Source organism: Weissella paramesenteroides (genome assembly GCF_051903945.1).
Lineage (GTDB): Bacteria > Bacillota > Bacilli > Lactobacillales > Lactobacillaceae > Weissella > Weissella paramesenteroides_A.
The window spans coordinates 691,681-710,739 of record NZ_CP192268.1; the positions used below are offsets into that span (position 1 = coordinate 691,681).

General features: G+C 38.7%; 19 protein-coding genes. 15 read left to right on the forward strand and 4 right to left on the reverse strand.

Annotated elements, in window-relative coordinates:
- The first annotated feature begins 39 nt into the window (after positions 1-39).
- From ACQ4QH_RS03245 to ACQ4QH_RS03260, 4 genes are all read left to right on the forward strand, one after another.
- Positions 40-993 carry an NAD(P)-dependent oxidoreductase gene (locus tag ACQ4QH_RS03245; protein WP_439819271.1) on the forward strand — a complete coding sequence of 318 codons (954 nt, stop codon included), beginning with the start codon at positions 40-42 and terminating at the stop codon, positions 991-993.
- 101 nt (positions 994-1,094) lie between these two features.
- Entirely contained in the window at positions 1,095-2,561 is a 1,467-nt protein-coding gene (locus ACQ4QH_RS03250; RefSeq protein ID WP_436585513.1) for a helix-turn-helix domain-containing protein, read from the forward strand.
- Positions 2,562-2,683: 122 nt separating this feature from the next.
- On the forward strand, positions 2,684-3,637 hold the full coding sequence (locus tag ACQ4QH_RS03255; protein WP_395462057.1) for a hypothetical protein: 954 nt from the start codon (positions 2,684-2,686) through the stop codon (positions 3,635-3,637).
- 29 nt (positions 3,638-3,666) lie between these two features.
- Positions 3,667-4,002 (forward strand): heavy metal-binding domain-containing protein, encoded by a 336-nt coding sequence (locus ACQ4QH_RS03260; protein ID WP_395462056.1) that lies wholly within the window; start codon positions 3,667-3,669, stop codon positions 4,000-4,002.
- Positions 4,003-4,155: 153 nt separating this feature from the next.
- Here ACQ4QH_RS03260 and ACQ4QH_RS03265 read toward each other — a convergent pair whose 3' ends face one another.
- The 3 genes from ACQ4QH_RS03265 to ACQ4QH_RS03275 form a co-directional block, all read right to left on the reverse strand.
- Positions 4,156-5,490: an ISL3 family transposase gene (locus ACQ4QH_RS03265; RefSeq protein ID WP_439819272.1), complete on the reverse strand. Its 1,335-nt coding sequence runs from the start codon at positions 5,488-5,490 to the stop codon at positions 4,156-4,158.
- Between the two features lie 147 nt (positions 5,491-5,637).
- Positions 5,638-6,498 carry an IS3 family transposase gene (locus tag ACQ4QH_RS03270; protein WP_002829237.1) on the reverse strand — a complete coding sequence of 287 codons (861 nt, stop codon included), beginning with the start codon at positions 6,496-6,498 and terminating at the stop codon, positions 5,638-5,640.
- An 8-nt stretch (positions 6,499-6,506) separates the two neighbouring features.
- Positions 6,507-6,992, reverse strand: a complete 486-nt coding sequence (locus ACQ4QH_RS03275) for a transposase (RefSeq protein WP_096740512.1) — start codon at positions 6,990-6,992, stop codon at positions 6,507-6,509.
- Between the two features lie 213 nt (positions 6,993-7,205).
- On the opposite strand from ACQ4QH_RS03275, the gene ACQ4QH_RS03280 reads away from it, so the two are divergent.
- From ACQ4QH_RS03280 to ACQ4QH_RS03290, 3 genes are all read left to right on the forward strand, one after another.
- The gene (locus ACQ4QH_RS03280) at positions 7,206-7,991 is read left to right on the forward strand and encodes an alpha/beta hydrolase (protein WP_436585518.1); all 786 of its coding nucleotides are present in this window, start codon (positions 7,206-7,208) and stop codon (positions 7,989-7,991) included.
- Positions 7,992-8,006: 15 nt separating this feature from the next.
- The gene (locus tag ACQ4QH_RS03285; RefSeq protein WP_439819273.1) at positions 8,007-8,750 is read left to right on the forward strand and encodes an alpha/beta hydrolase; all 744 of its coding nucleotides are present in this window, start codon (positions 8,007-8,009) and stop codon (positions 8,748-8,750) included.
- 310 nt (positions 8,751-9,060) lie between these two features.
- Complete coding sequence (locus ACQ4QH_RS03290; protein ID WP_436585520.1) at positions 9,061-9,870, forward strand: Cof-type HAD-IIB family hydrolase; 810 nt, start codon at positions 9,061-9,063, stop codon at positions 9,868-9,870.
- A 69-nt stretch (positions 9,871-9,939) separates the two neighbouring features.
- Here ACQ4QH_RS03290 and ACQ4QH_RS03295 read toward each other — a convergent pair whose 3' ends face one another.
- Positions 9,940-10,635 (reverse strand): GntR family transcriptional regulator, encoded by a 696-nt coding sequence (locus ACQ4QH_RS03295; RefSeq protein WP_395462051.1) that lies wholly within the window; start codon positions 10,633-10,635, stop codon positions 9,940-9,942.
- Positions 10,636-10,807: 172 nt separating this feature from the next.
- Here ACQ4QH_RS03295 and ACQ4QH_RS03300 point away from each other — a divergent pair, with 172 nt between their 5' ends.
- The 8 genes from ACQ4QH_RS03300 to celB (ACQ4QH_RS03335) all read left to right on the forward strand — a co-directional run bounded on the left by ACQ4QH_RS03300 (position 10,808) and on the right by celB (ACQ4QH_RS03335) (position 19,057).
- Positions 10,808-12,265, forward strand: a complete 1,458-nt coding sequence (locus ACQ4QH_RS03300) for a 6-phospho-beta-glucosidase (protein WP_439819274.1) — start codon at positions 10,808-10,810, stop codon at positions 12,263-12,265.
- 27 nt (positions 12,266-12,292) lie between these two features.
- Positions 12,293-12,613 (forward strand): PTS sugar transporter subunit IIB, encoded by a 321-nt coding sequence (locus tag ACQ4QH_RS03305; RefSeq protein ID WP_150176975.1) that lies wholly within the window; start codon positions 12,293-12,295, stop codon positions 12,611-12,613.
- Between the two features lie 44 nt (positions 12,614-12,657).
- Entirely contained in the window at positions 12,658-12,981 is a 324-nt protein-coding gene (locus ACQ4QH_RS03310) for a PTS lactose/cellobiose transporter subunit IIA (protein WP_150176976.1), read from the forward strand.
- Between the two features lies 1 nt (position 12,982).
- Complete coding sequence (locus tag ACQ4QH_RS03315; RefSeq protein WP_436585526.1) at positions 12,983-14,443, forward strand: 6-phospho-beta-glucosidase; 1,461 nt, start codon at positions 12,983-12,985, stop codon at positions 14,441-14,443.
- 44 nt (positions 14,444-14,487) lie between these two features.
- The gene (gene celB, locus ACQ4QH_RS03320) at positions 14,488-15,768 is read left to right on the forward strand and encodes a PTS cellobiose transporter subunit IIC (RefSeq protein WP_150176978.1); all 1,281 of its coding nucleotides are present in this window, start codon (positions 14,488-14,490) and stop codon (positions 15,766-15,768) included.
- 82 nt (positions 15,769-15,850) lie between these two features.
- Complete coding sequence (locus tag ACQ4QH_RS03325; RefSeq protein WP_439819275.1) at positions 15,851-16,960, forward strand: DUF871 domain-containing protein; 1,110 nt, start codon at positions 15,851-15,853, stop codon at positions 16,958-16,960.
- A gap of 234 nt (positions 16,961-17,194) precedes the next feature.
- Entirely contained in the window at positions 17,195-17,686 is a 492-nt protein-coding gene (locus ACQ4QH_RS03330; RefSeq protein WP_439819276.1) for a hypothetical protein, read from the forward strand.
- 18 nt (positions 17,687-17,704) lie between these two features.
- A complete protein-coding gene (celB, locus tag ACQ4QH_RS03335; RefSeq protein WP_439819277.1) occupies positions 17,705-19,057 on the forward strand; it encodes a PTS cellobiose transporter subunit IIC in 1,353 nt (450 codons plus the stop codon).
- The last annotated feature ends 2 nt before the right edge of the window (positions 19,058-19,059 follow it).

Below are 19,059 nucleotides of genomic sequence, written 5' to 3' on the forward strand. Positions count from 1 at the left end.
TTTGACTCGTGATTAATTTGAGAAGTGAGGGATTGAAAGATGACAGAGTTATTGTTGGCTGTTCAGCCATTGACTGAACAAGAATCAGCTATTTTGATTAATCAGGGCATTGAGATTGTAACCCCAGAACTAGTGACAGACGATCAATTAAAAAATGTCACCATTAGTTATGGCTGGTCACCAGAACTCGGTAATCGTATTTTGGCTGAATCAGATAATCAACTCCGCTGGGTCCAATATCAAGGAGCAGGGGTTGATTTATTACCGTTAGCAGCCTTTGCGGAACGACAAATTTTGGTAACGAATGCAAGTGGGGTGAAAGCACCACAAATTGCCCAAACAGTAGTGAGTTATTTAATGCATTTTGCGCGGGGATTGCATGTTTATCAGGAACAACATCTTTGGCATGAATATGAAGATCAATATACGCTAGATGAGTTACCAACAGTCATTTTCGGTACAGGTAAAATTGGCCAAAAAATTGCCTCTTACTTATCACCATATGGTATGCCAATTTATGGCGTTAATTCATCTGGCAAACAAGTACCCGGTTTTGACAAAGTATTTGCACTGAATGATTTATTATCCGTTTGGCCAGAAGGGATTCAAGTCATTATCAACACTTTGCCCGATACACCAGCAACCCATCATTATTTTAATTCGCAAAATCATAAAATCTGGGGTGAGCTCTTCTTGTTGGTCAACGTCGGTCGAGGCGGTACGGTTGATGAAAAAGAATTGATTGCTTCATTGCAGTCAGGACGAATTCGTTATGCAGCGCTCGATGTGACGGAGGTGGAACCAGTGCCTGCCGATTCAATGCTTTGGCAACAACGTAACCTCATCTTGACACAGCATACATCTTGGGCAAATCATACGTATCCAGAACGACGCTCGGGGGATGTTTTCCGCATTTTATCAACCAATTTACTAGCTTATCTTAATCATGAGCCATTAGTTGAGAATGTGGTGGATCTAACCAAGGGCTACTAAAAGTGACTTTCTTTTTTTCGTTAGATAAAAAACTAGCGAAATTAAATTTGTAAATCAAGTATGATTGTCTTATGACTAACTAAATGGAGAGAGCGAACGAAATGAATTGGTTACTTTCAAAAAAAGATGAGGAACGATTGGCGCTACATCAGTATCTAATCACACATCATAGTAAGACTTTTCTGATTAAAGATTTGATAAAGGCAATGAACTGGTCTAGATATCTCGTTTTGCAAGCTGTGCAACAGCTAAATGTTGATTATCAAGCCATTACCAAATCATCGCAAACCTTCATTACGATTGCTGACGCCAATCGCACAATGACCTTGCATAATTTACAGTTAATCAGTGTGGGTGCGTTAAAGGGGTATTATTTACGACAATCGTTAAAATTTGAACTCCTGCTGGATGTTTTTTTAGAAGATGTCCATTCTAATGAAACCATTGCTTTCCGCCATTCATCTAGTACCACGGTTGTGCGAACAATGAAAGAAGAAGTGCGTGATCAACTATTATTGCAAGGCATTAATATTGCCGATAATTATAAGTTAGTTGGCGATGAACGCCAAATTCGCACGATGATGGTTGAACAAATCTATATTGCTTTTGCAAATGAACAGTTACCATTTAGTGCGGCAACCCTAAATTATGTGAAACAAGTTCAGCATGATGTCATTCCATTACTCACAAAACGAGCAACCATCAAACGTGTGTTGGAAATTACGATTGGTGTGTGGCATACTCGTGTGTCAAATCATCATCATATTCAACCAACCGATGAAAACTTGCTTCGACCAACTGAACAGTTACAGTGTCCAACGAAGCACTTAATGGGGAAATTTGCATCCTATTTAAAATTCCGATTAGATCCTGAAGATGATTGGGTTGAGGACGAATTACGTTATGGTGTCGCCGTTTGTTACGCGCTGGGCATTGGGCATACACAAGATTATCTATCTGACTTAACCGATGAAAATCAAGAAAAAGTTGATTGGACAATTCAACGAATCGGGCGAGCTTATGGTCATTACTTTATGAAACAATTGCCGGAAGAACAAAAACAAGCAATTAAAGATTTAATGGGGCCAGCGTTGATTCGTTTATGTTATTTTCCACCATATGATATTCAACCATTACCAGATATTGATTTTCAGATGAAAACATATCCAATTCATACGGCATTTACGAAACAAGTGGTTCACATTTTTACGAGGCGCTTTGATTATGATGAACAACAATTGATGTCGATATTATTCAATCCTTTGCTTAGCGCCTTTATTAAGGTATTTGATGTTCGTGAAATTTTCCCATTAATCACGGTGACAATAGATTTGATTGACATGCCAGCCTTAGAGAATTATTTGACCCAAATGGTCGCACAATGGGATACATTGAATCTGCGCATTACGAATCAATTGACGAAGAAAACAGATTTTTACCTTTCTAATGTGATGATCAGTGAAAAAATACCTGGTTTTGCTTGGCAGTCAATCCCAGAGTGGTCGGAACAGTTGGCATTACGGCAACAAATGATTGATCTAACAACTCGTAGGTTCTACAAATTGTAATACATAAGTATTATAATTGGTGATTAATCCACACTTTTGTTACAATTGTATTAAATCATTATATCTAAAGAGGGATATGGTGTGATGATTTCAATGGAGCAGTTGCAAGAGGAGGGAAAATCATGAATAAAACAGTTGTCGCCGGCACTGCCGTTGTGGTTATCGTGGCAGCCGCTGGTGGGGGAACATATGCTGTTTTGCATACGCCAAAACGACAGTTTGCATCTAACCTTGTGAAGATGACCAAAAGCAATGATAATATTGCAGATTTTCGCGTAACAGCTAGTGGCACGGGGGATGATTCCGGCAGTGCTAGTGGTACACTGAAGGCAGATGCGCAGAATGAAAATAATCTGGCGGTACATTTAAAAGTAAATGATAAAAATACGCCAGAAGCTATGAATATTAAAATGGATAAAAAACATGTTTATGTTTCTGCAGATATCCTGACCAGTTCAGTGAAGGCATATGGTTCAACAGGTCTGACAAAAGTGACAAAGTCATTGGATAAGTATTGGCTGGATGCTTCACATAGTGTGTCATTAGAAGACACTTATAGTCCCATTAAGACGAAAGAAGTCCGGTCAGATGCAACCAGTGTTACGGAATGGTTTAAAGATTTAGATAGTAGTAAGTTCAAAAAGGTGTCTAATGGCTATCAAGTTAACTTGAATAAAGCTGATATGAAGAGTTTGATGACGAAGATTTCAAAGACAAAGTCAGGTAAAGAACTTTCAAAGTCAGAATGGAAAGAAGCAAAATCATCACTTGATCCAGTGAAAAACTTTAAGCTCAAATTAACTGTTGGTGACAAGGGCAAATCATTTGGAATTGATTTTTCGGGAAAAGAAGACAATCGCAAAGAACGTTTGACCTTTAAAGTCAACACAAAGCGTGACAATAACTTGAAGGTAAAAATGCCGGCAAAGTCATTGATTAAAACTGAGTCACAGCTGACGGCATTGTTGCAAGACAAGATGTTGGATTATTATAGTGATCAAATTGGTTCAACAATTGATGAATTTTATTCATCAACAGATAGCTCATCAACAAGTGATGATATCTTGGATGCGTAGTCAATAGTGATAAATACGGAGGAATGTGTATGTCTGAAAAAGTATTAGTAGTGACCACAGAAACCATTGCGGGCTACCATGTTGTGGAAACAATGGGTGAAGTATTTGGGCTAACCACACGTTCACGTAACGTGGTATCAAGTGTCGGTCAATCATTAAAGACCATTGTTGGTGGTGAAATCAAAGGCTATACCAAGTTACAAGATACGGCCCGTGATGAAGCCATTGATCGATTAAAGACGGCCGCTGCCGAAGTAGGTGCGAATGCCGTTTTGATGATGCGCTTTGATTCATCATCAGGTGCCATTGGTGATTCCGTCGCTGCATATGGTACAGCTGTTAAAATTGAAAAAGATGTTGATTAATTTGTAAAGAATATGATGAGGTTGGGACAAAACTTAGCTAATTTAAAGCACCATGACGAAGACAAAAATCTGGCTCTATGTCGAATAGCGTTAAAAATCGTAAAATCGACCTAAAGAGTTTGTGAAATATAGCTTGTGAATCTGATGATTTTGTCAGACTTGCAAGCTTTTTTTAGTTAGTAGGTTCGTAAAACTAGCGTTTATATGTTTGTGATTAAATAGTTGTAGACGTATTCTGAAAAAATAATTCAATGAGTTGCCATAGCCATACGCCGTAAGGCCAATTTGTTTAATGCGACGATTAATTCCTTCAATACGGCTGTTAGAAGGCGTTTGTAAAAAGGCATTTTTGATACTTTTTAGATTTTTCTTGTAGGTTAAAATCACGTGGTCCATTGCTGAGTGACTAGGCTCGTATTGCGATAAAATTGTTGAAAATTCATCGAACGAACGAGATCGTTGCGCACGTAATACGGCTTGGTATATTTTATAATCTTGTTTGAATTTTGGTGATAGACCAAAGATAAGTTGTAAGGCATCTTGTGGATATAGATATTCAATAATTCCTTTGAACCATCGTGATGGCATTGTGTCTATCTTTGACTGGTCTGTAATAAAGAATTGCCAGTTAGATTTTAATAGTTTATAGACACGACTACGCTTATTATTAATTGTGCGTTGTAGTATGATACGTGTGGATTGTACAGCCTTCATGGCTAATTGAATGATATGAAAACGATCAATGATAATTTGGGCGTTAGGAAACATTGCTCGTAAGGGAACGCCATAGTTAGTGTTCATATCAGTAACGACATATTGGACATGTTGACGATTAGATAAATCATAGTTAGATAAATACCTACGAATATCTATACTGGTACGGGTTGGGAAGATCTCAATTAAATCACTCGTCATACCATTTATTATTTCAAAACCATAATGATGCTTCGCATAGAGCACTTTATCAACACAAATAACCGTAGGTAATAGTTTTGTATAATTCGTACGGTATGCTTTAGCCGCATGATGCAGTAATCGATTAACTTTGCTGTGTGATATATGCAAAATGTAAGCAATATCTTTTTCGGAAATATCACGTTTTGCTAAATCAATAATTTGATGTAATAATGGCCGTGAAATAGTTGACTGGCGCATAAAATCCTTTGATTGTGCTATAAATGTGTTCTTACAATGTAGACATTGATAACGTTGCTTGGTTAATAATAAGATTTGTTGATAACCGTTCGCCGTGGGTAATTTGTATGATGCAGTATCGGTACCAGCCAGATAAAAATGCCCCGACAATAAGAAACCACATTGCGGACAGTGTTTTGGGGCTGTCATTAACGTTGCTCGATAGCGTAAGACTTGATGTTGATCATGACCCATGGTAACCCATTCGTTGAAATCATCGTTATCAGAAATAAAAAATTTAATGTTTTTATCTGTTAAACCAACTGAATTTAGGATAGAACCATTAATGGACATCAATAAATACCTCGTATCTGTTTTTTTCGTCGATTACATTTTACGCCGGTATATTATTGGTGTCTTTTTTTTGTGAAAAAGGCGCAATAAAAAGCGTGAAATTTTTAATTTTATTCTTGAACTGAACCCCAAAAATTGGAGTGACGTTTAAGCGGCTAACTGGTCGGAAAGATTTCGGTATTGAACCGGAGTTCTTCCGGCCAGTTTTGTTTTTATCCGCTTATTGTTGTAGTAATAGACATAGTTAGTTATGCCGGACTTTAATTCGTCATAACTTTGATAATGGTTGTTATGTACCGTTCCTACCTTCAAGATGTGGAAGATACTCTCAGCCATTGCGTTATCTAGGCATGTCGCTTTGCGACTCATGCTCTGGAACACACGGTTAGTCTTTAGCCGTGATACATACTCATAATTTTGATATTGGAAACCTTGGTCAGAGTGAATTGTCATTCGATAATTCAATTCTGGCCTATTTTGTAGAAGCTCATCTAATGGCTTTGTGACGAACTCGACAGTTGGATGAAGATCGATATTCCAAGTGAGAATCTCACCACTATAAACATCAATATAGGCGGTGAAATAAGCACGTTCAGCCATCGTGCCTGATCCCCAACGGACTTCAGTGACGTCGGTGAGAACCTTCTGATATGGTCGATCCGTTGTGAACCGACGGTTTACACGATTCGGTGAGATATGTCCGACAGTGCCGGCGTAAGAATTGTACTTCCGTGTCAGACGGTTGAAAGCAGTACAGAGAAGCCCGTTCATCTTCATAATTTTCAGCACAACCTTATGGTTGGTGTTGAAGCCACGATTACGAAGCTCTTGTGTGACACGACGGTAACCGTAGTCCGGGTTGTCATCACGAATTGATATAATCGCATCAATTAACTCACGTGGATACTCCTTGTACGCACGCTTGCACGCGTCATGATAACTACTGCTAGACATCTCGGCTACTTGAAGAAGCAGCTTCAACTTGCACTTCAACTCTTGCCTTAGCACAGTGATTACTACCGCTTTGTCTTGGTTTGTAATTTCTTCTTTTCCTGAGCTAAGGCCTCGAGTTTTTCCAAGTAGGCTACCTTAATTCGAAGTAGTTCATTCTCTTCTTCGAGCTTCTTGATCTTGTCGTGTTCTTGCTTATTCATAGTTCGTTTCCGCCTTCGTTTATCAGGTTTTAGCCGACCAGACTCTAGCGCACGTTCCCAATGCCAAATTAAAGATGGACTTGTTATCCTAAACTTTCTAGCCGTTATGGGATACGACGCGTTGTGATTCAGTCGCCAATTAATTACCTTGATTTTAAAGGAATACGGATAACTTGTCTTGTTTCTGTGGGAATCTTTGATTCCATAAATACCATCCTGTTTGATTGATTTCACCCAGATTTCAAGAGTCGAATGAGCTTTGATTCCGAATTTTCTCCGTATTTCAACGGGCGGAACACCTTTGAGATACATCGATACTGCTTCAATTTGAATTTCTTTCGAGAACATAAGAAAACCCCATGAGTTAGATTTACTCCAACTCATGGGGTTCAGTTCATCTAGAAGGTAAAGTATAGGCCCTTTTTAATCAAGAACTCGTCTTTTTTGAATAAATTGATGGTCAAATGATATTTTTATGTTCTTTGCGTGATAATATAATTGTTAATTAAATCAAAATTCATTTTAAATTATTACTATCATTTTTACGAAAAGAGGTTCACTATGGCTCATTTACAAGTTGACTATTACTCACAAGTACTCGGCATGGATCGTACGATGAACGTTATCTTACCTGAATTGTCAGACCACAATCCAACTTGGACTGCAGAAACATTACAAGATATACCAGTTCTTTACTTACTACATGGCATGTCGGGTGACCAATCGACCTGGCAACGTCGTACGGATATTGAACGATTGGTCAGACAAACGCCACTTGCAATTATTATGCCATCAACCGATTTGGCATGGTATACCAATACGCAGTATGGCTTAAATTATTTTGATGCGATTGCAAAAGAATTACCAGAAAAAGTTGCCAGTTTTTTTCCACAACTTTCAACTAAAAGATCAAAAAATTTTGTGGTTGGATTATCAATGGGTGGTTATGGTGCCTTCAAAATGGCGTTTGCAACTGATAAGTTTAGTTATGCTGCTTCACTTTCTGGAGCCCTTGTGGGTGAGACAGATACACTACTTGATTTGGAATCATTAACTTATTGGCAAGGTATTTTTGGCGATTTGGATCATTTTATTGGTTCTGATAATGACATTTTGACGTTAGCAAAGCGTTGTGAAAACAAACCGAAATTGTATGATTGGATAGGGGAGCAGGACGAATTTAAGCAATTAAATGATACAGCTGTGTCTAAATTAAAGCAGTTATCATACGACATCACCTATGAAACAGCCCTCGGTCGTCATGAGTGGTATTATTGGGATAAACAAATTGAACGAGTATTGGAATGGTTACCAATTAACTATGTGCAAGAGGAACGCTTATCTTAATGAGGGGAGCTTTTTATGGCGGTAAGTCGATTGTCATTTTATTCTAGGACACTAAAAATGAATACAAGTGTCAATATTATTTTGCCAGAGTACCCAACAGGGTCAGGGAAAACACTATTGTTGTTACATGGTTTAGGTGAAGATGAAAATGCTTGGCTAAATCAAACACGGCTGACCGATTATGCCAGTCAAACAGATATCACGATTATTATGCCACGAGTAGACCGGAGTTATTACACGAGTCGGGATGGTGAGAGTCAGTATTTTGAATATATTAGTCAGGAACTGTTACAACGTTGTCGTGCATGGTTTCATTTGTCAGATCAACAATCACAAACATTTATTGCGGGAACTTCAATGGGGGGCTTTGGAGCATTAAAAACTGGATTGACACATCCAAACCAGTTTCAAGCAATTTTTCCAATGTCTGCGATGACTGATATTGTCCAAAAATGGCGTGAGAGTCCAAAACGTGATGCTTGGTTCAAGGGCCTATTTGGTTCACCAGATCAAGTGAAAAATTCTATTAATGACATTGCTTATTTGATAACACAACAGAAAGCGCAGGCACCCTATATTTGGCAATTATGTGGGACTGAAGATCCGTTTTATGACATGAATCTTGCCCTTAATGAACAAATTGAACAACAGGGTCTACGACATGAGTTTGTTGCGGTCAGTGGTGGCCATGGATGGATAGTATGGGATAAAGCTATTCAGCAGATTATTAAGTTAATCAATGAAAATGCGTTTGACTAAATAATGACAAAAAGAATGGGGTGGATATTTTGGCGGAACAAATAACTGGTGTGATACTAATTTTAATTAGTTTTTGGGAATTTTATAGTGTTAGAGGGGTTTTCCTAAATAGCAAGCGCCATGGTACAAAAAGTACGTCTCATTTTCTACCAGCAGCTCTCTGGAGTGGCATTGTGTTTGGTGTAGCAATGTTAGGGATTGGGATAGCACTAATTTTCAAGCAAATTTGATTACGGTTTAACTTCTTTTTTGTTGACTTGTTGGTGTAGACCAATTAACATGAAAGCGTTAACAATAACTTAGGGGAGATATGACGATGATCAAATTAATTGCGCTAGATATTGATGATACACTGTTAAATTCAGAGGGGAAGATTCTCATTAGTACAAAAATTGCTTTAAAAAAGGCACTTGAGAATGGTATCAAAGTGGTGCTTTGCTCGGGACGACCCTTGCAAGGGGTGCGACCATTTTTGAATGAGCTTGGTATTAACAGCGATGATCAGTATGTCATTACCTATAATGGTAGTGTGATTGAGTCCGTTACTGGGAAAGTTATCAATAGACTAGGCATTTCAAATGCCGAATATCGTCACATAGATGAATATGCCCAGCAACACCAGCTACAGTATAATGTGCTCGACGAAGATGGTGAAATTTATACGAGCAATACTAATGTTAGTCGCATTACTGTTACTCAAGCATGGGAGAATGATGCGGGACTATTGATTCGGAAACCTGATGAACTAGGTGATGATTTTTCAATCGTTAAGGCCATCTTTGTGGGGGAGACCGATGAATTAAATCGGATTGAACCAGCAGTAGTGAAAGAATTTGGTCATCAACATTACATTGTACGAGCTGCTGATAATTTCTTAGAAGTTATGAATGCAGCAGCAAGTAAGGGAGCAGCTTTAGAAATTTTAGCAGCTGAACTTGGAATAGATGCTGAAGAAGTCATGGTGTTTGGTGATGAACAAAATGACATCCCCATGTTTAAATTTGCCGGCCATGCGATTGCGATGGGTAACGGCTCAGAGTTAGCAAAAAGTTATGCAACATTTGTTACGGATACAAATGACAATGATGGTATTGCGAAAGCACTAGAAAAGTTTTTATAAAAAAATTAAGAAAAATTCCTGTGGGTCATACGGTATACATCGTTAGATTGACCCACAGGAATTTTTTGATTAATTGGTTAAATAAAACTTTGCATGATCAGGATGATAGACATTTTCAGAGTAATCAAAAATCTCACCACTAGTTGAATAAAAGGTTTCATAGACAGACAGGCCAAAACTTTTTTCTGGTAAACCTAGTTTTTGTGATTCAATCGCCGTTAATTCGCGAACTTCAAAAAATTTATCTGTAAAGCCAACGGTGATATTGTACGCCTGATTAATGTAATTAAATAAAGATTGTTGTGAAATGGATTCATCCAAGTAGGGAATATACTGTGAATTGTAGAATGAGGTTTCAAAACAGAATATTTCATTATTACGGGATTTCACGCGTTGAACTTTAAAAACAGGATTATCAACTGGACAATTTAACTTGTGTGCGACATGTAGCGGGGCAGCAATTTTTTTTACAGTCACATCTGTATTTTCGGTGACTTTTTTGGTGAAATCGCGCGTCCAACCATGATTCAAATTAAAGTTAATATAGTCATCCGAAGGCATATTCCGTACGAAAGTCCCACTACCTTGTACTTGGTAGATAAAGCCTTCTTTTTCTAGTTCGGCAATGGCTTTTTGAATGGTAATCTTGCTAGCATGATAAATTTTTACTAGCTCTGATAGACTGGGTAATTGTTCACCTTGTTTTAATTGGCTACTTTGAATAAATAAAAAAAGTTCCTTGGCAATCTGTTGATATTTAAGCACTTTACTACTCCTTTCAGCAAACACATTCGAATGTGTAGAATGAAAACGCTTGCATTGCTGTATATGTACTGTTATAGTGTACATATACAATTTAAGTTAGTCAAAGATTTTTAACTAAAATAAATTGCAGATGTTAGATGATCGTGTTCATGAACGAATTTGGGAGGCGAACATGGGACTAAAATTAAACGACGACTTTCTATGGGGAGGAGCGATTGCTGCTCACCAAGCTGAAGGAGCGTGGAATAAGGACGGCAAGGGGGTATCGATTGCTGACATTTTGACTGCTGGCGCCAATAACAAACCTCGCGAAATAACCGATGGTGTTAATGAAGGATTAAACTATCCAAATCATCATGGTATTTATTTCTATGAGACCTATAAGGAAGATCTAGCATTGATGGCTGAGATGGGCTTTAAAGCCTTTCGTACATCAATTGCTTGGACACGAATTTTCCCGAATGGGGATGATGCAGAACCAAATGAAGCAGGCCTAAAATTTTATGATGACTTGTTTGATGAAATGCACAAGTTAGGTATAGAGCCAGTTGTGACATTGAATCACTTTGAAATGCCTTATCACTTAGTTAAAGCCTATGGTGGTTGGTCGAATCGTAAGTTGATTGATTTGTTTGTGAGATATGCAACGACCGTTTTTACCCGTTATCAGGATAAGGTCACTTATTGGATGACGCATAACGAAATTTCCAATCAAGCCAACTTAACTGATGATGTCATGAGTGAATTCATGATTTGGACAAATTCTGGTTTGAAATTTGCAAAGGATACGACACCAGAGGAGAAGCTAGCCGCCATGGTGCAAGCAGCTCATTTTGAATTAGTGGCTAGTGCCAAGGCGGTCAAGGTTGGTCATGAAATTAATCCTAATTTTATGATTGGTGGCATGTTGAATGTTGCACCGTTATATCCAGCTTCACCAAAACCAGCTGATATGCTGGCAATGCAAAAAGCCCGTCAATTACATGACTGGTTCTCAGATGTGCATATTCGTGGCGAATATCCAGTAGAATTTGAAGCATTTGCGAAAAGAACGGGTTACCGTCCAGACATTACAGCTGAAGATCGGGATGCTTTACGTGAAGGAACTGTCGACTATTTGGCAGTGTCTTACTACAATTCAACGGTCATTAAAGCTAAGGGTGATCGTGATACTAATCTTGAAGATGTCAAAGGTTATGAGATTGTTCCTAATCCAGAAATTCCGGTTTCTGATTGGGGATGGGGCATTGACCCACAAGGATTACGCTACACACTGAATGAACTGAATGATCAATATCCTGGTTTGCCAATCATGATTGTTGAAAATGGTTTTGGTGCTTTCGACGAAGTGGTTGATGGCCAAGTTCATGATCAATACCGCATTGACTATTTGAAAGCACATGTTGCTGAGGTTGAAAAAGCGGTGGTCAATGATGGCATTCCGGTCATCGGTTACCTATCTTGGGGACCTATCGATATTGTTTCAGCTGGAACTGGTGAAATGAGTAAACGATATGGTTATATTTATGTTGATTTAGATGACATGGGTGAAGGATCAGGAGAACGTCTCCGCAAAGATTCATTTAATTGGTATAAAGAAGTGATTGCATCTCATGGTGTCAATCTATAATTAGACAAGAAAAACGAGGGTTTAAAAATGGCAGATAAGAAGATTATGTTGGCATGTGCAGCAGGGATGTCAACATCACTATTAGTAACAAAGATGCAAGAAGCTGCAAAGGCCAATGGTAAGGATTATGAAATTTTTGCCAAGTCAACAGCAGATATTGACAATGAATTAGCAGCAGATGTAAAGCCAGATGTATTACTACTTGGCCCACAAGTTAGTTACATGCAGAAGGAAGTTAAGTCAAAGACGGATGCTGCTGGTATTCCAATGGATGTCATTAACATGATGGATTACGGCATGATGAAGGGTGATAAAGTTTTGGCAGCAGCTGAAGCTTTGATGAACTAATCAAATTGCTGTCTTAAACTGATAATTCAGAAGAGGATGTAAGAATGAACGATGAACGAATGACTGTCGTAATGGGACTAATCATGCACGGTGGCAATGCGAAGGGGCAGGCCTATCAAGCAATTCAATTAGCCAAGGAAGGCAAATTTGATGAAGCTGATGAAGCAATGGCATTAGCAAATCAGGAGCTAAAGGAAGCGCATGATGTACAGACAGATATGTTAACCAAGGAAGCGCAAGGTGAGCATACTGAAATAGATTTGTACATGGTTCATGGGCAGGACCATCTGATGAATGCATTAACTTTCCGTGACATGGCGATTGAGTTGATTGCATTGATGAAACGAGTTGCAGAATTGGAGAAATAATATGGTCAAAGGTTATCAAATGCCAGACGACTTTTTATGGGGATCTGCTGTCGCGGCTCACCAATTAGAAGGTGCCTGGAATGTTGACGGCAAGGGTGTTTCAATTGCCGATGTGATGTTAGCAGGAAAAAGCGGTGTCCGTCGTGAAGTGACCGATACGGTTTTACCAGATGGTAATTATCCAAATCATCGCGGGATTGATTTTTATCATACTTTTCCAGAAGACTTCAAAAGAATGAAAGAACTGGGACTAAAAGCTTTCCGCACATCAATTGCCTGGACTCGTATTTTTCCAAATGGTGACGAGGCAGAACCCAATGAAGCGGGCTTAGCATTTTATGATCGCATGATCGATGAAATGCACAAAAATGGGATTGAGCCAGTAATTACATTAAGCCACTTTGAAATGCCATTGCATTTAGTCAATGCCTATGGTGGTTTCCGCAACCGTGAAGTGATTGATTTATTTGTAAAGTTTGCTGACACAGTAATTCGCCGTTATGGTGACCGTGTGAAATATTGGATGACATTCAATGAAATCAATAATCAAACTGAGTGGATGAATCCCCATCACTTACTACAAAATTCAGGGTTAAAGGATTATCGACCTGGTGAAGCACAAGAACTTATGTATCAGGCATCCCATTATGAACTAGTGGCTTCCGCTTTGGTGACAAAGCACGCACATGAGATTGCTCAAGAGTTGGGCACGGACATTCAGGTTGGCTGCATGATTGCTATGAATCCGGTGTATCCAGCTTCATCAAAACCAGAGGACATCCTCGAAGCGCAACGTGCCATGCAAACACGATATTATTGGGGTGATGTACATGCCAACGGCGTCTATCCAAATTGGCTAAAGAATTTCTGGCAACATAAGGGCTTCAATATTGATATTACTGCCGCAGATGAAAAAATCTTGGCAGAGAATACAGTGGATTACGTTGCATTTTCTTACTACATGTCATGGACAGTTTCTGATACTGGCGATGAGTGGCTTGAATACAATGAAGAGGGCAATCATGGTGACAATCCATTCTTAAAGAAGTCTGATTGGGGCTGGCAGATTGATCCGGTTGGTATGCGCTGGGCGATGAATTGGATGTGGGATCGTTGGCACAAACCATTGTTTATTGTTGAAAATGGTTTTGGTGCTTATGATAAATTAACTGAGGATCATCAAATTCATGACGATTATCGGATTACGTATTTCCAAGGGCATATCCAAGCAATGGAACAAGCAGCTGTCTTAGATGGGGTGCCATTGATTGGTTACTTACCTTGGTCAGGTATTGATTTAGTTTCTGCATCGACAGGTGAGATGTTGAAACGTTACGGGTTTATTTATGTTGATTTAGATGATATGGGTCAGGGTACTGGTGAACGGTATTACAAAGACTCATTTAAGTGGTATCAACGAGTGATTGCAACTAATGGTGCCACATTAGAATCGTTAGATTAATTAGGTATATAAAGTAAATATATTTAAAATAAGAGGAAAGAATTATGGCAAGTAATGTATTAAATGAGAAAATAATTCCATTTTTTCAAAGATTGTCGGGATCACGACATTTAGTTGCTTTGCGTGATGGTATGACGGCTGCCGTACCAATGATTATTATTGGTTCTGTCTTCATGATTGTTGCACAGTTCCCAATTCAAGGGTACCAAGATTTTATGGCCCACACGTTTGGGTCAAACTGGGCCACGGTTGTGCAATATCCAACGAACGCCTCGTTCCATATCATGGGATTAGTAGCGGTCGCAGGTATATCATATAACCTGGCCAAGAGTTATAAAGTAGATGCCTTTTCAGCAATGGTGGTTGCCATTGGGGCATTTATTTTAACTATTCCGCTAAGAGTTGATAAAGCTGGTGCAATGTGGGTGCCACTACAACAATTAGATTCTTCAGGATTATTTATTGCTATTTTAGTTGGTTTGTTTATTACTGATTTGTATGTCTGGTTGGTTCATAAGAATTTGACAATTAAGATGCCATCTACAGTACCACCAGCAGTCAGCAATTCATTTGCCTCACTATTCCCTGGTGCTTTGGCTTTGATACTTATGTGGATCATTCGTATGGCAGTCGAAGCTTCACCAATGAAGAGTATTCCAAATATTATTAACTTCGTATTGCAAGAGCCTTTGAGTCATTTGAACAATTCATTGCCAGGTGCAATTATCGTTGAGTTGTTTATCTGTCTATTATGGTTCTTTGGAATTCATGGTGCGAATACGGTTAGTGGTGTCATGATGCCAATCTGGCTTGGTGCCATGACACAAAACGCCAACGCTATGCAAGCAGGTAAGGCATTACCTAACATTGTGACGCAACAATTCTATGATAACTTCGTTCACATGGGTGGATCTGGTGCAACCATTGGTTTGGCATTTATGCTTGCCTTCCTCTCAAAGAGTAAGGAATTTAAGACCCTTGGAAAGCTTGTTGTTGGTCCGGCATTATTTAATGTTAATGAGCCAATCATCTTCGGTATGCCAGTTGTTATGAATTACAAGTTGCTATTGCCATTTATTTTGGCACCAATGGCCAATGTTATTACAACTTACACGGCAATGAGTACGGGTATCGTTGCTAAGACGATGGGTGTGATGGTTCCTTGGACGACACCACCAATTATTTCAGGTTACTTGGCAACTGGTCATTTGTCTGGGGCAGTTCTGCAATTGGTTAACATTGTGATAGACGGTTTGATCTACTATGCCTTCTTCAAGAGCATGGATCGTAGCCATTTGGCAGAAGAAAAAGATGAAGTTGCTTAATAAGTATTGAAACAAGAATATGTGGGTCAAAAAGAGTCTAAGATAATTTTTGACCTGCATTTTTTATTGAGGGGGGATAACGATGACAAAACGACAACTTGGCTTATCAATTTATCCAGATCATAGTGATTTTGAAAAAGATAAGCAGTATTTAGCGCTTGGTAAAAAGTATGGTTTCACACGTATTTTTATGAGTATGCTAGAGGTGACCGGTTCGATCGCAAAAACTAAGCAAAAATATCAACAAATTGTGGCTTATGCTAATGACTTAGGTTATGAGACGATTATTGATGTAGCACCACGGATTTTTGATCAATTAGGAATTTCATATGCTGATTTATCATTCTTTAACGAATTAGGTGTTGCAGGAATCAGATTGGATCAGTCTTTTGATGGTGCGACCGAGGCGATGCTATCGTATAATCCATATAACTTAATTATTGAATTGAATGCCAGCAATGATGTGGATTATTTGAATAATATTTTGAGTTACCAAGCAAATGAGCCATATATCTATGGTTGTCATAATTTTTATCCACAAAAGGGAACTGGCCTACCTTATGACTATTTTATTGCTTGCAGTCAGCGCTTTAAACAGCTGGGTATCCATACTGCTGCCTTTGTTTCTAGCCAAATTGGTAAAATTGGGCCTTGGGATGTCAATGATGGTTTACCAACGCTAGAAATGGATCGTTATTTGCCAATTGATGTGCAGGCTAAACATTTATTTAGCACCGGTTTGATTGATGATGTGATTATTGGCAATGCTTATGCGAGCGAAGCCGAACTAGCAGCTTTGAGTCAGGTAAACCGTTATCAGTTGGTACTAAGGGTTGACTTTGAGGAACTAATTAATGCTATTGAAAAAACAATTGTGACCGTACCGCAACATTTTAGACGCGGTGATATCAATGCAACAGTAATTCGTTCAACCATGCCACGAGTCGACTATCAAACGGTCGATAATCTACCTCATGATAATGAACAAGCATTTCAACGCGGTGATATTGTGATTGGCAATGATGAATTTGGCGTCTATAAAAATGAATTACAAATTGTACTGACCCCACATCAGGATCAACGGAAAAATCGGGTCGGTCACATCAGTGCAGATGAGTTGTTTTTGTTAGACTTTATTCAACCGTGGACAAAATTTAAATTAATTGAAAATACTGACAGTGACATTTATTAGCCAGTATCAAAAAGCAAACCATTGGTAAAATACCTGGTTTGCTTTTTTGTTTATAAAAAGAAAGCGCTTTCTTTTTATATAGTTCAATGCTATAATTAAGTCATTCGAATGAGTAAAAAGTAAGGAGGAACTTTATGACACAAATGGTTAGTTCATTTTAATCCTAATAGGATAGGCGTCAGTTCATCATGTGACAGGGACACGTTGATGACGATATTTTATAGGGGGGCATATATGTCAGAAGGACAACAGCAACGGCAAAAACAAAAGCAGGCATTAAGTATCAAAAGTATGGCCTTTAATCGATTTTTGTTATTTCGATACGTTACAGCCGGTTTTTTCTTTGCCAATTTATATTGGACAATTTTACTATTTGGGGCACCGGGTTGGTATTGGTTATTACCAGCAATATTATTCTTAATTGACATTGCAATTAGTATTGAGCAAACCCGTAAATATTGGCGGCCTGATCATTCATTAGTGATTACCAGAGTTGGTTATTGGGCACAATTAGCATGTAATATTGTTTTAATTAGCGCAACTTTGATGAAAGCGAGTCAGCCTTTCTATCCATTTATTAATGATCAAAGTCAGATGGCCATTCTAATTGCCTTGGGAATTGGCATTATTTTTTGTGTTTTCGTACAACGACAGGCATGGTTGATTACCCATGATCAAGACCGCTATTTACAACGTTTAAATGAGTTTAAAGCCAGTTTACAATAATAGAAAAGAGAGCAAATTATGGACAATACTGATAACAAGCTATTCCAGTTCTTAAGTAAGCATCTCATGGGACCCATGGGTAAGTTAGCACAGTTTCGCATTGTACGAGGCGTAATGGCTTCTGGTATGGCATCCATACCATTCACGATTGTGGGATCGATGTTTTTGATCGTAAGTGTTATTCCACAAAGTTTTCCATCGTTAGCAGGTATTTGGGCAGCTTCTTTCGATAAAATTACCAGTTTGTATATGATTGCGAATACAGCAACCATGGGAATTTTGGCCCTTTACTTCTGTTTGGTTTTTGGTTACGAATATACTAGAATTCAAGCACAAGAGGAAAAAGTCAATGTTAACCCATTGAGTGGGGCCTTATTATCAATGATGGCATTTTTCATGTGCGTACCTGAATTACTGTTTAAAGACGGTGCGATGAGTTTGGTCAACATTGTTACTAAAGATCAAAAAATTATTGATGGTTGGCAAATGGGCGGTGGAGTCACTCGTTTAGGAACGACTGGCATCTTTACTGCCATTATCATGGGTATCTTAGCTGTGAAGATTTATACTTACTGTGTGAAGAAAAATTGGACAATCAAAATGCCTGAAACCGTACCAGCTGGGGTAATCAATTCATTTATGGCTTTGATTCCAACTGCCTTGATTGCCTTAACAGTCATTGTGATCAACGGTGCCTTGGTATTCTTGAATACTGATATTTTCAAAGTCATTGCAGTACCTTTTGGATTCGTTACCAACCTAACAAATACTTGGGTTGGATTACTTGTGATTTACTTTATTATGCACGCCTTATGGATCGTTGGTATTCATGGTGCGACTATTGTGACGTCATTTTTGACGCCAATTGTTTTGTCAAACATGGCTGCCAATCAAACGGGTGCCAACTTACCATTTGCTGGTGAGTTTAATAATTCATTCGTGACGATCGGTGGGTCAGGAGCTACTCTGGGAATGGTCATCTTTATTGCTTTCTTTGCCAAGTCGGCGCAACTCGGGGCATTGGGTAAGGCAGCAATTGTGCCAGCGTTCTTTAATATTAATGAACCAATTTTGTTTGGTATGCCAGTCGTGTACAATCCATACACAGCGATTCCATTCTTCTTGGCGCCAATGGCATCAATGTCGGTTGCTTACTTTGCGATTAAATTGCATATGGTTAATCCACCAATTGCGCAAGTTGCCTGGCCAACACCAGGTGGACTATCAGGATTCATTGGTTCTGGTGGTGACTGGCGAGCAGCTGTACTAGGTGTTGTTTGTGCGTTAGTTGCTTTCTTGATTTGGTATCCATTTATCAAATTCTATGACGGTAAATTAGCTCGTGATGAACAAACGGCTACGGCAGCATAAAC

Excerpts from the sequence above, each read along its gene's own strand:
- ACQ4QH_RS03245 (WP_439819271.1), top strand. The coding sequence starts at position 40 with ATGACAGAGTTATTGTTGGCTGTTCAGCCATTGACTGAACAAGAATCA.
- ACQ4QH_RS03250 (WP_436585513.1), top strand. The coding sequence starts at position 1,095 with ATGAATTGGTTACTTTCAAAAAAAGATGAGGAACGATTGGCGCTACAT.
- ACQ4QH_RS03255 (WP_395462057.1), top strand. The coding sequence starts at position 2,684 with ATGAATAAAACAGTTGTCGCCGGCACTGCCGTTGTGGTTATCGTGGCA.
- ACQ4QH_RS03260 (WP_395462056.1), top strand. The coding sequence starts at position 3,667 with ATGTCTGAAAAAGTATTAGTAGTGACCACAGAAACCATTGCGGGCTAC.
- ACQ4QH_RS03265 (WP_439819272.1), bottom strand. The coding sequence starts at position 5,490 with ATGTCCATTAATGGTTCTATCCTAAATTCAGTTGGTTTAACAGATAAA.
- ACQ4QH_RS03275 (WP_096740512.1), bottom strand. The coding sequence starts at position 6,992 with ATGTTCTCGAAAGAAATTCAAATTGAAGCAGTATCGATGTATCTCAAA.
- ACQ4QH_RS03280 (WP_436585518.1), top strand. The coding sequence starts at position 7,206 with ATGGCTCATTTACAAGTTGACTATTACTCACAAGTACTCGGCATGGAT.
- ACQ4QH_RS03285 (WP_439819273.1), top strand. The coding sequence starts at position 8,007 with ATGGCGGTAAGTCGATTGTCATTTTATTCTAGGACACTAAAAATGAAT.
- ACQ4QH_RS03290 (WP_436585520.1), top strand. The coding sequence starts at position 9,061 with ATGACGATGATCAAATTAATTGCGCTAGATATTGATGATACACTGTTA.
- ACQ4QH_RS03300 (WP_439819274.1), top strand. The coding sequence starts at position 10,808 with ATGGGACTAAAATTAAACGACGACTTTCTATGGGGAGGAGCGATTGCT.
- ACQ4QH_RS03305 (WP_150176975.1), top strand. The coding sequence starts at position 12,293 with ATGGCAGATAAGAAGATTATGTTGGCATGTGCAGCAGGGATGTCAACA.
- ACQ4QH_RS03310 (WP_150176976.1), top strand. The coding sequence starts at position 12,658 with ATGAACGATGAACGAATGACTGTCGTAATGGGACTAATCATGCACGGT.
- ACQ4QH_RS03315 (WP_436585526.1), top strand. The coding sequence starts at position 12,983 with ATGGTCAAAGGTTATCAAATGCCAGACGACTTTTTATGGGGATCTGCT.
- celB (WP_150176978.1), top strand. The coding sequence starts at position 14,488 with ATGGCAAGTAATGTATTAAATGAGAAAATAATTCCATTTTTTCAAAGA.
- ACQ4QH_RS03325 (WP_439819275.1), top strand. The coding sequence starts at position 15,851 with ATGACAAAACGACAACTTGGCTTATCAATTTATCCAGATCATAGTGAT.
- ACQ4QH_RS03330 (WP_439819276.1), top strand. The coding sequence starts at position 17,195 with ATGTCAGAAGGACAACAGCAACGGCAAAAACAAAAGCAGGCATTAAGT.
- celB (WP_439819277.1), top strand. The coding sequence starts at position 17,705 with ATGGACAATACTGATAACAAGCTATTCCAGTTCTTAAGTAAGCATCTC.